A 10,729-nucleotide genomic window follows, 5' to 3' on the forward strand; every position below is an offset into this window, starting at 1 on the left:
GTTGTCACGACCTGGAACGGTCGAGGGCAGTCGATAACCCGTCTGTCCCCGGAAAGACCATTGCTCTGCAGGTCTGCTCGAACTGTCATGGCGTGAACGGCGTTTCGGTATCGCCGGTCTTTCCCAAGCTGGCGGGGCAACGAAAGGAATACATTGTCGATCAATTGACGGACTTCAAGACGCATGCCCGATCAGACCCGAACGCCAAGAGGTTTATGTGGGGCTTTACGCACCTGAGCGAGGCGCAAATCGACGAACTTGCCGCGTATTTTTCCAGTCAGAAGCCGGCTCTGGGTGAATCCGGCGACCAATCGCTCATTGGCGCAGGGAAAGCGATTTTTGTGTCCGGGTTGCCGGACAAAGGCGTCGCGGCATGCGTTTCGTGTCACGGCCAGCATGGCGAGGGCATGAATCAGTTTCCACGGCTCGCCGGTCAGCACGCGGACTACATCGTCAAGCAGCTACTGGTTTTCCAGCGCGACACCGCTCAAAGACCTCGCGGTGAGGTCATGAAGGCGGTCTGCGGCAATATGTCGGAGCAGGATATGCGCGCCGTGGCTGCCTTCGTGGAAGCGTTTCCCCCAGAGACCGAGGCAGCGGCCAACCCGCCGGCCGAGCAATGAGCAGGTTACCTTACCCGTCGCTGCGCCCGTGGGCGTGGCGATTCAGAGTCCAGGCCGTCCGGCTGGTCTGTGCAACGCGGATGAGCCGTTGCACGGCAGCGGCGCCTGCAAGAACGCCTGCGTCATTGTTGAGATTGCCTCGAGTGAGCGCATCAGTAGCGACGTGGCGAAAAGTTTGCGCACCGTCTCCCCCCGGCGGGCGCTTTTTTTTCAATCTGCAGTGGAAACTTACGGAAGGAATCGGGAAGCAGGAGCTCATGACAGCGATGGTTCTCCCGGTCACGTCCGGCAGCGCATTTGTGGGGCGGGAATCAGCACTAAAAGACCGCGTTTTGGGAGGCAGGCGTCGAACGATGCGATGCTCAATGCGAGCGTGGAAGTCAGTCAATTGCATGCGGACGGCATCCTGTCGACGCGATCTGCCCAACGGAGAGGACCATGGACCTGACACGACCGTCTCTTGATGCCGGTGCGCCGGACCCAGCGCCTGTGCTTCAGTGGGATGTCTCAACGACCGCGGCTCAAACGGTGAATCTGCTCGACGAGCGCCCCTTCCTGAAGCGCCTCGGCATCGTCGACTGGCTGTTCGCCCTCGCGATGGTCGCGGGCGCGGGGTTCGCGCTGTCGCGCTATTACCCGTTCATGAATTACTACGACAAACTGGTGCTGTGCTGCGCAGTGCCGGTGTTCGTCGTGCTGGGCTGGCGCTGGAAGCCGGTGCGTCCGCTGATGGTGGGCATCGCCGCGCTGTCGCTGCTGGCGATCCAGATCTATCAGGGCGATCTGACGCGCGCGGATAACGCATTCTTCCTCAAATATTTCCTGTCGAGCCAGTCCGCGATTCTGTGGATGAGCGCCCTCTTCGTGTTCGCCACCGTCTTCTACTGGATCGGCCTGCTGTCGCGTTCACCGACCGGCGCCGCGATCGGTTCGAAAATGACGTGGGCCGCAGTGGTGATGGGCTTCGTCGGTTTGATGGTGCGCTGGTACGAGTCGTACCTGATCGGCGCGGACGTCGGTCATATTCCAATCTCGAACCTGTACGAAGTGTTCGTGCTGTTCAGCCTGATCACGGCGTTGTTCTATCTGTACTACGAGCAGCACTACAACACGCGTGCGCTCGGCGCGTTCGTGCTGCTGGTGATCAGCGCGGCGGTCGGCTTCCTGATGTGGTACTCGGTCGCTCGTGACGCACAGCAGATCCAGCCGCTCGTGCCGGCGCTGCAGAGCTGGTGGATGAAGATCCACGTGCCGGCTAACTTCATCGGTTATGGCAGCTTCGCGTTGTCGGCAATGGTCGGCGTCGCGTATCTGGCGAAGGAGCGCGGCGTGCTGGCAGACCGCCTGCCGCCGCTCGATGTGCTCGACGACCTGATGTACAAGTCGATCGCCGTCGGCTTCGCGTTCTTCACGATCGCGACGATCCTCGGCGCGCTGTGGGCTGCTGAAGCATGGGGCGGTTACTGGAGCTGGGACCCGAAGGAAACGTGGGCGCTGATCGTCTGGCTGAACTACGCAGCCTGGCTGCATATGCGCTTGATGAAGGGCCTGCGCGGCGCGGTGGCGGCATGGTGGGCGCTGACCGGCCTGCTGGTGACGACCTTCGCGTTCCTCGGCGTCAATATGTTCCTGTCGGGGCTGCATAGCTACGGCAAGCTGTAAAAGAATGCCGGAGCGCCCGCACCTTTCGTCCGAAGCTCCTGGGTGCGTCGCTCACGGCAGCTTCCCAGCACCTGTCCGGTATGCACATCGAGCGCGGCAATCTCCGCCTGTGTGCCATGACGGATATATTCAAACTCACGACGACGCAGCCGCCCCGGTGCGGGCGCGCGTCCCGGATGCTTGCGCTCGATGGCCTGGATGCCGGTCTTCTCGTCGATACTGAGCACCACCGCATTCTTCGGCGCCTTGCGGTACAGCTTGCAGATCACGTTGACCTTCTCGCGAAAGGCCGGGTCCGGACTGTGCAGCCACTGCTGGATCCGATGCGGGCGAACGTCACCGGCCTGCAGGATGCGCTGCACATGGCTGCGACTGATCTGCCCAACGATGCCTCGCTCCACGGCACGCGCCACAATCTCGTCGAGCGTCGGCGTGACCCGGCCTTGCGCTTCCTGCACCTCACACGCCAGTGCGATCAGTTGCAGCCGCGTTTCCTGCGTGATGCGCGGCGGACGACCGCTGCGCTCGCCCTCCCGGATACCTTGAACACCTTGCCGCGCAATGCGCTGGCGCCACAGGCTGACCGTCTGCACGGACACGCCCAGTTCCTGTGCGAGCCCTCATGGGCCATTAACGCAATACGGGCCCGCGTCACATCACGCTGTGCGGCCGTCGTGCGCCGGATCAGCGACAGCAGTTCCTGTCTTTCCCTTTTGGCCAGCTTCACTGGCGTTGCATGACGACCCCGGCTCATAACGCCAGGATAAATCATCCAGTTAATTATTAAAAGTACTTCAGGGATGTTGTACTAGATCTGGGGCGCTCCAGCCAAAGCGACCAACCCAACGTCGATCAGCGCGGTCTCATTCCACACTGAAAGCGGCCGTCCACTGACTTAACTTTTGCGGCGCTTGTGGGTCGCGCCTGTGTGAAAACGCGTTGATCGCGTAAACTGGATTAACTCGTTCAGCTTGGGTGACCGGATGAAGCGATTCATAGAAGGTGAAGATCGCAAGCAGGTGACGTTGCTTCCAGAGTGCCTCGATGACTTCGTCGCCGAGGACAATCCGATCAGGATCGTCGAGGCGTTCGTTGAAGAGCTTGACCTTGGACCACTGGGCTTCAACGGAGCGATGCCGTCGACTACAGGTCGCCCGTCCTATCATCCGGCCGTGCTGCTGAAGATCTACATCTACGGCTATCTGAACCGGGTTCAGTCGAGCCGCCGCCTGGAACGCGAATGCCAACGCAATGTTGAATTGATGTGGCTCACCGGCCGTCTTGCGCCGGACTTCAAGACCATAGCTGACTTCCGCCGTGATAACGGCACCGGCATCCGCAACGTATGTCGCCGCTTCGTCGTCCTGTGCCGTGAGCTGAAGCTGTTCTCGCAAGCGCTTGTTGCCATCGACGGTAGCAAGTTCAAGGCAGTCAACACTCGCGATCGCAACTTCACCGAGGGTAAGGTCGATAAGCGCCAGAAGCAGATCGAGGAGAGCATCCAGAGGTATCTGAATGCTTTGGAGACCGCCGATCGTACGCAACCGGCTGAACTGGAAGCGAAGACGAGCCGATTGCGGGACAAGATCGCGCGCTTACGCGAGCAGATGCGAAACCTCGATCAGATCAAGGGGCAGCTCAAGACGCAGCCGGACGGCCAACTCTCGATGACCGATCCGGACGCACGTTCCATGGCGACGAGCGGCAAAGGTTCGGGAATGGTGGGCTACAACGTGCAGGTGGCAGTTGATGCCAAGGACTCGTCGCTCACGAGGTCACAAATTCTGGCAGTGACCGGGCGCAGCTTAGTCCTATTGCGAAGGCTGCGCGCGATGCTATGGGTAAGACCAGACTCCGGGCCGTAGCTGATCGAGGCTACTACAGCGCGCCTCAGATCAAGGAACGCACAGACGCCGGCATTGCTGTCATGTTGCCAAAACCCACGACGTCCAGCGCAAAGGCCCATGGCCGATTTGACAGGGCAGACTTCATCTACATTGCTCGGGACGACGAATACCAATGTCCCGCCGGCGAACGCGCGATTTACCGCTACACCAGCGAGGAACACGGTCTGCAAATGCGCCGGTACTGTAGCAGTGCCTGTTCGCAATGCGCAATAAAGTCACAGTGCACGCCGAGCGTCCAGCGACGAATAAGTCGGTGGGAACATGAGTCGGTGCTGGAAGCAGCCCAGCGTCGGCTCGACAGGGCACCGGACGCAATGACGATACGCAGACGGACCGTCGAACATGTCTTCGGGACGTTCAAGCATTGGATGGGCTACACACATTTCCTGACGCGGAGGCTGCCCAACGTGGGTGCCGAGATGAGTCTTAACGTATTTGCCTACAATCTCACGCGAGTGCTGCGAATCCTGGGGTTCAAGAAAACAATGAAGGCGATGCGGCTGGTGGGCGCGTGAGCACCCGTTGGCCTTATAGACAAGCAAACAATAGCCATTTAAAGAGCCTTAGAGAGCCCTTCTGCGGCTCGCCATCGACGAACTGAGCCATACACGAATTGCCAAACGCTCTGGTTGATGCCAGAGCCGCGTGCGTTGAGATCATCTCGGCGTTTCCACACAGCCTGGGTCGGTCAGCGACATTCAATCGCGTGCGTCGCAGACGCCTTGGCATGCGTAAATTGCCCTTTCTTGAGACGGCCTGCAGGGACGAACCAATGACGCGCCCTTGATCACGAGCAGCCACGAGCCTCGTGCGGCGCCGTGCGCCTCGGGAACGCACGCAGTGCTGAAACACTGAATGGTGTCGCGCTATGGGCCCCGTACGAAATCGAACGTTATGGAACCTTTGGCGTGGAGGACGCATATGACGGATGCACAGAAGCGCAAGGGCGGCGGGGCGAAAACGTCGCGATCGGAAGTCGTAACCGTGCGGCTCGAACCGAAACTACGCTATCTCGCGGAACTGGCGGGGCGCAAACAGCGGCGAACGCTTTCGAGCTTTATTGAGTGGGCCATTCAGACTGGCCTCGAACAGGTTTACCTTGAAAATCGAGGTAGTGACCTCAGGGATTCCATAGCGGACATGGCTGGAAAGCTTTGGGATGTCGATGAACAGGATCGCTTTATCAAGCTCGCCGTTCGCTATCCCGACTTGCTTACCCATGAGGAGCAAGTCCTGTGGAAGCTGATTCGCGAGAACGGATTCTTGTGGCGGGGCCGATATACGGGACCAAACGGCGAGTGGACATGGGAACTACGCGAGGAAGGTTTTCTTTTCGAGCGTCTGCGCGAGCGCTGGAAGACGTTTGTGGCGGTCGCGAGCGGCGAGAAGGACCGGTCGGAGTTGCCGCAGTGGAAGCGAATTGATCCTGACGCCAAGGATTCGTTTGACGGAATGCCCGACGAATTGCCATTGTGACCGAGGTCGCCATGAAGCACACAGCAGCTAAATCAGCTAAACAGGAAACGGCGCAGTCCAAGCTCTCGCGGCCCAACATGCGCAAGCTCGCGCCGGGCGAGAAGATCACGGAGCGCGGGATCACGTTCGAGCGGCAGCGCAACGGTGACGGAATTTTTACCGTCGGCGTGATGATTGACGGGCAGCGAATTCACCGCGTTGTCGGTCGCGAGTCCGACGGCACTACGCGCACGCAGGCAGAGGACTTCATCGCCAGGTTGCGCAGCGATGCGAAGCACGATCGTCTGTCATTGCCGAAGGGGCGCAAGATTGCGCTGTCGTTTCGTGACGCAGCCACCAAATACCTTGAAAAACTGGAAGTCGCAGGCGGTAAGGATTTGAAGGCGAAGCGCATGCGCCTTGAACGACACCTTGTCCCGTTCTTCGGTGATACACCGTTATCGAAAATCAGCAGCTTCGATACGGAGCGGTACAAAAAGCAGCGCCAACAGGAAAAGTCGGCGCGCGGCGGGGATCGTGTGAGCGCCAAATCGAAAGAGCAAGGGGTGAAGCCTTCTGACAAGGCGGGAGTCGCCGCACCAGGAACGATCAATCGCGAACTGGCAGCACTCTCTCATCTATTCAGCAAAGCAGTAGAGTGGGGCTGGATTACGCATCGTCCAGCCAAGCTATGCCGGCTCAAGGAAGGCGACGGCCGGATCATGTACTTGACCGTCGATCAGGTTGCTGCGTTACTGGAGGCGGCGAAGGCATCCGACAATCTGCAACTCTATCTGTTTATCGTGATAGGGATAGAGACGTCAATGCGCATGTCCGAAATCCTGTCGATACGACGTGAGAATATCGACGTGCAACGCCGCGTGATCTATGTGCCAAAGGCAAAGGCTGGTCAGCGCGAACAGCCGATCACGGCGCACCTTGTAACGTTTTTGACGGGCTGCATGGACGCATTGCCACCCGGTACGCCTTGGCTGTTTCCGTCCGCTGCGGCGAAGTCCGGCCATACCGTCGAGATTCGCAAACCGTTCATCAAGGCAGTACGTGAAGCTGGGCTTGATCCTGCGCTCGTCGTGCGACACACGCTGCGGCACACTGCCATCACACATCTGGTTCAAGCGGGGATCGACCTACCGACCGTGAAGCGCATCAGCGGTCACAAGACGCTCGCGATGGTGAAGAAGTATGCACACCAGAATGGCGAGCATATTCAGGCGGCGATGGACAAGCTACAGGACCGGATGAAACTGGCGTGAGCATCCCTGTTTTCTGACACGATTACACAGAAACTACACAAACGAAAAAGGGTTACGTCGCTTCACAGCGCGTAACCCTTTGATATCTTTGGTAGGCCGTACGGGATTCGAACCTGTGACCAACGGATTAAAAGTCCGCTGCTCTACCAGCTGAGCTAACGACCCAAAAGAGAAGCGGAATTATAGCGATAGCCCTATGGGCTGTCAACCCATGGCGGTTGGTCGAATTATCCGCACTTCAGGTAGTAAAAAGCCCGAGGTATCGCTATCCCGGGCTTTCCGGCGAGAGGCGCGCGTGGCAATTGATTTGGAGACTGCGCAGCCACTGCGCGTTAAGCCAACTGCTAAACCCTGTACGACTACTTGATCTGCGACAGCTTGCTCTGAGCCGACTGCGCAACGTCCGAGCCGCCGTACTGCGCGACGATCTGCTCCAGCGTCTTCTTGGCCGCAGCCTTCTGGCCCTGCTCGAGCTGATTGTTCGCAATCGCGAGCAGCGCCTCCGGTGCACGCGGATGCTGCGGGTAGTTCTTCACCACACCTTGCCAGGTCGCCGTCGAGCCCTTGTAGTCGCGCAACGCATATAGCGCGTTGCCGAGCCAATACTGCGCGGTCGGCTGGTAAGGGCTGTTCGGGAACTTGGAGATGAAGGCGCGGAACGACGCCGCGGCATTCTTGAAGTCGCCGTTGCGGAACTGCTGTGAAGCCGCATTGAACGAATCGGTTTCACCCGGCTGCACCTCGCCCTGGACGCCGTCCACCGTCTGTTGCTGCGGCTCGAATTTCTTCAGCCGCGTGTCCAGATCGGTGTAGTAGTCCTTCTGCTGTTTTTGCAGCGTGGCGAGTTGGTTGCCCATATCCTCGTTCTGCCCACGCAACGTCGCGACCTGCTGATTCAGCTGGTCGAGGCGGTTGGACTGATCGAGGATCGTGCGCTGCGCGGCCGACAGTTGGCTCGACAGGCTATCGGTCTTGGAACGCAGATCGAGAATGGCCTTACGGGCCTGATCGTCGTCGAAGACGCCCGCGTGCGCGGGCACAGCCGCGAAGGCCGTGCCCGCGACGCAGGCCGCTGCGGCAAACCGCAGCCAGGAGAAACGATGCGTCATTCGGCTCATCACCCGTTACTTACTGTTGGTACACGAGGTCGGCGCGGCGGTTTTGTGCCCACGACGATTCGTCATGGCCGGTCGCTTGCGGCTTTTCCTTGCCGAGGCTCACGGCTTCCATTTGCGAGTCCGTCACGCCCATCAGCGACAGCGAACGGCGCACAGCTTCAGCACGCTTCTGGCCGAGTGCCAGGTTGTACTCGCTCGTACCGCGTTCGTCGGTGTTGCCCTGGATCAGGACGTGACGTTGCGGATGGCTCTTCAGGTATTGCGAGTGTTGTTGCAGCAGCGATTGATAGTCGTCCTTGACCGAGTAGCTGTCGAAGTCGAAGTAGATGCTGCGCTTGGCGAGCGGGCTGTTCGGATCGTTCAGCGGATCGACGTTGACCTGAGCGACATCGGTCGGATTCGGTTGCGTCGAAACGGCACCACCCTTGTTAGCGTTTTCGTCGAGCTTGACGCCCGAGTGACATGCGGCCAGCGCACCGACCATCAATACGGCAAATGCGAAACGAAGTTTGGACATCATTTTGTTACTCTCCTTGTGTTGTTGCATCAACGTTACTGCATAAACGGACCCCAGGATGGCTCGCGTACGCTGCCGCCCTGAACGGAAAGGACCTGCCGAGTTCGACCGTCGGTCGATACTGCGGCCAACACGCCACGGCCGTCCACCTGTGTGGCGTAAAGAATGTACTGACCGTTCGCCGCGAAGCTCGGCGATTCGTCATGTGTGGTGTCCGTCAGGCCCGTGGCCGTATTGCCTTGCAGGTCCTGGATATAGAGCTTGAACCCGCCGCCGACGCGCGAGATATAGGCGAGCTGCTTGCCATCCGGGCTCACGCGCGGGCTGGTGTTGTAGCTGCCCGTGAAGGTCACACGTTGCGCGGCGCCGGCATTCTCGCCCTGGGCCGACATCTTGTAGATCTGCGGTTGGCCGCCACGGTCGCTGGTGAAATAGATCGACTGGCCGTCAGGAGAGAAGCACGGTTCAGTGTCGATCGAACTGCCTTGCGTCAGGCGCCGCAGGCCGCTGCCGTCCGCATTGACGGCGAAAATCTGCGTGTTGCCGGTGCGCGAGAGCGCGACGGCCAGCGTACGGCCATCCGGCGACCACGCCGGCGCACTGTTGTTACCCTTCTGGTCCGATACGACCACGCGACGGCCCGTAGGCAGATCGTGGATGTAGACGATCGGCTTCTTCTTTTCGAACGAAACGTAAGCGACCTTGGTGCCGTCAGGTGACCATGCCGGCGAGATGATCGGCTCGGGGCTCGACAGCGCGATGTGCGCGTCCTGGCCGTCCGAATCGGAAATCTGCAATTGATAACGGCCGCCGGTCTTGATGACGTACGACAGGCGCGTGGCGAACACGCCGCGGCCGCCCATCAGCTTCGCGTAGATATAGTCCGCGACCTTGTGCGCGCTCATGCGCAAGCCGCTTTCCGGGCTCACCAGCACGAGACCGCCGAGGCTTTCGCCCTTGACGGTGTCGTACAGCTTGAAGCGCACTTCGTACTGGCCGTTCGGCAAGCGGTTCACGCTGCCTGACACGAACGCGTTGGCGCCCTTGGCCTTCCAGCTGCCGAGGTCGACGGAATCCGTTTCGGAAACCGGCGTGCTGCCCGCGTCGATGTTGGTGAATTTGCCGCTGCGCTGCAGATCCTGACGCACGATCGTGCTGACCTGCTGCGGTGAGTTCGCTTCATTGGCGAAATTCGCCGTTGCGATCGGAAACTGGGTGGACCCGACGCCCGTCACGAGGACGTTGAGTTGTGCGTGGGCGGCGCCGCCGACGGCGATCAGGCACGACGCTACAAGTGTCCGCAGGCCTAGCTTGGTCATCAAACTCATGCTGAATGGTTTCCCCAAAAACGGTTTTACTAACACTTCATGACAGCAAGACAGACCCGCAAACATTTAATTCGTTCCCGGGCGCGCCCCGCTGGGCGGGGCGCTGCGTCTGCTGTCAACTGACTGTCAAACTGTTGCAATCACCCTGCCGGGCGCAACGTAATCTTGAAGCTGGTCGGCGTCTTCCCGTCGACGTCCTGAGGCATCGGATTGGAACGCTGGACGGCCCGCAGCGCCGCATCGTCCCACGCCGAATTGCCGCTGCTGCGCGAGATCTGCGCGTCCAGCAGCGTGCCTGTCGGCGAGCAGCGTACGGAGATGACGGTCTCCAGACCTTCCGTCTCGCCACCCCACGAGATGTTCGGGCGCACCACACGACGCACCTTGTCCGCGTAACCCGGCGATGTCGCCGTGCCACCCGAACCGCTGCCCGTGCCGCTCTTCGCAAGCCCATTGCCGGTCGAGCCTTCGCCGCCCGCGGAACCTTGCATCTGGGCAAGCCGCGTACGACGTTCCACATCCAGCTTCTTTGCTTGCGCCGCCGCATCGGCTTGGGCCTTGGCCTTCGCCGCTTTCTGCACATCGGCCTTCTTCTGCGCGTCAGCTTCGGCCTGTTTCTGCTGCTCCTGCTGCTGTTCTTTCAACTGCTGCTGCTTTTGCTGGTCGGCCAATTGCTGCTGCTTCTGCTTCTCGGCCTGCTGTTGTTGCAACTGTTTCTGCTTGGCCGCCGCTGCTTTTTGCGCGGCGAGTTGCGCTGCCTGATCGGCTGCCAGTTGCTGTTGGCGCTTCGCCTCGGCTTCCTGCTGGGCTTGCAGCTTCTGCTGACGCAGTTGCTCGGCCAGTTG

8 protein-coding genes, 1 tRNA gene and 2 pseudogenes are annotated in these 10,729 nt (G+C 60.0%); 5 read left to right on the forward strand and 6 right to left on the reverse strand.

Features of this window, described 5'->3' with window-relative positions; all coding sequences use genetic code 11:
- Both GNZ13_RS39525 and ccsB read left to right on the forward strand, forming a co-directional pair.
- The coding region (locus GNZ13_RS39525) for a c-type cytochrome (RefSeq protein ID WP_236002392.1) at positions 1 to 623 on the forward strand (623 nt) is incomplete at its 5' end.
- A 438-nt stretch (positions 624 to 1,061) separates the two neighbouring features.
- Complete coding sequence (ccsB, locus tag GNZ13_RS39530; protein WP_172175446.1) at positions 1,062 to 2,285, forward strand: c-type cytochrome biogenesis protein CcsB; 1,224 nt, start codon at positions 1,062 to 1,064, stop codon at positions 2,283 to 2,285.
- 38 nt (positions 2,286 to 2,323) lie between these two features.
- Here ccsB and GNZ13_RS39535 read toward each other — a convergent pair.
- A pseudogene (locus GNZ13_RS39535) lies at positions 2,324 to 3,039 on the reverse strand (IS630 family transposase); the annotation flags it as partial.
- Positions 3,040 to 3,268: 229 nt separating this feature from the next.
- Between GNZ13_RS39535 and GNZ13_RS39540 the strand changes: the two are divergent.
- The 3 genes and pseudogenes from GNZ13_RS39540 to GNZ13_RS39550 all read left to right on the forward strand — a co-directional run bounded on the left by GNZ13_RS39540 (position 3,269) and on the right by GNZ13_RS39550 (position 6,921).
- Positions 3,269 to 4,707 (forward strand): annotated as a pseudogene (locus GNZ13_RS39540) (IS1182 family transposase).
- 469 nt (positions 4,708 to 5,176) lie between these two features.
- Positions 5,177 to 5,668: a hypothetical protein gene (locus tag GNZ13_RS39545; protein WP_172175448.1), complete on the forward strand. Its 492-nt coding sequence runs from the start codon at positions 5,177 to 5,179 to the stop codon at positions 5,666 to 5,668.
- Positions 5,669 to 5,679: 11 nt separating this feature from the next.
- Positions 5,680 to 6,921 carry a tyrosine-type recombinase/integrase gene (locus GNZ13_RS39550; protein WP_172175450.1) on the forward strand — a complete coding sequence of 414 codons (1,242 nt, stop codon included), beginning with the start codon at positions 5,680 to 5,682 and terminating at the stop codon, positions 6,919 to 6,921.
- Positions 6,922 to 7,010: 89 nt separating this feature from the next.
- Here GNZ13_RS39550 and GNZ13_RS39555 read toward each other — a convergent pair.
- The 5 genes from GNZ13_RS39555 to tolA form a co-directional block, all read right to left on the reverse strand.
- Positions 7,011 to 7,086 (reverse strand) — tRNA-Lys (locus GNZ13_RS39555).
- A 194-nt stretch (positions 7,087 to 7,280) separates the two neighbouring features.
- A complete protein-coding gene (gene ybgF, locus GNZ13_RS39560) occupies positions 7,281 to 8,030 on the reverse strand; it encodes a tol-pal system protein YbgF (protein ID WP_172175460.1) in 750 nt (249 codons plus the stop codon).
- 19 nt (positions 8,031 to 8,049) lie between these two features.
- Positions 8,050 to 8,559, reverse strand: a complete 510-nt coding sequence (gene pal / locus GNZ13_RS39565; RefSeq protein WP_172175452.1) for a peptidoglycan-associated lipoprotein Pal — start codon at positions 8,557 to 8,559, stop codon at positions 8,050 to 8,052.
- A 32-nt stretch (positions 8,560 to 8,591) separates the two neighbouring features.
- Positions 8,592 to 9,884 carry a Tol-Pal system beta propeller repeat protein TolB gene (gene tolB / locus GNZ13_RS39570; protein ID WP_172175454.1) on the reverse strand — a complete coding sequence of 431 codons (1,293 nt, stop codon included), beginning with the start codon at positions 9,882 to 9,884 and terminating at the stop codon, positions 8,592 to 8,594.
- Between the two features lie 140 nt (positions 9,885 to 10,024).
- Positions 10,025 to 10,729, reverse strand: a 705-nt coding sequence (gene tolA / locus GNZ13_RS39575; protein ID WP_172175456.1) for a cell envelope integrity protein TolA, incomplete at its 5' end; no start/stop codon positions are given.

Origin of the sequence: Paraburkholderia elongata (assembly GCF_013177735.1) — a bacterium.
Lineage (GTDB): Bacteria > Pseudomonadota > Gammaproteobacteria > Burkholderiales > Burkholderiaceae > Paraburkholderia > Paraburkholderia elongata.

Excerpts from the sequence above, each read along its gene's own strand:
- GNZ13_RS39550 (WP_172175450.1), top strand. The coding sequence starts at position 5,680 with ATGAAGCACACAGCAGCTAAATCAGCTAAACAGGAAACGGCGCAGTCC.
- pal (WP_172175452.1), bottom strand. The coding sequence starts at position 8,559 with ATGATGTCCAAACTTCGTTTCGCATTTGCCGTATTGATGGTCGGTGCG.
- ybgF (WP_172175460.1), bottom strand. The coding sequence starts at position 8,030 with ATGACGCATCGTTTCTCCTGGCTGCGGTTTGCCGCAGCGGCCTGCGTC.
- ccsB (WP_172175446.1), top strand. The coding sequence starts at position 1,062 with ATGGACCTGACACGACCGTCTCTTGATGCCGGTGCGCCGGACCCAGCG.
- tolB (WP_172175454.1), bottom strand. The coding sequence starts at position 9,884 with ATGAGTTTGATGACCAAGCTAGGCCTGCGGACACTTGTAGCGTCGTGC.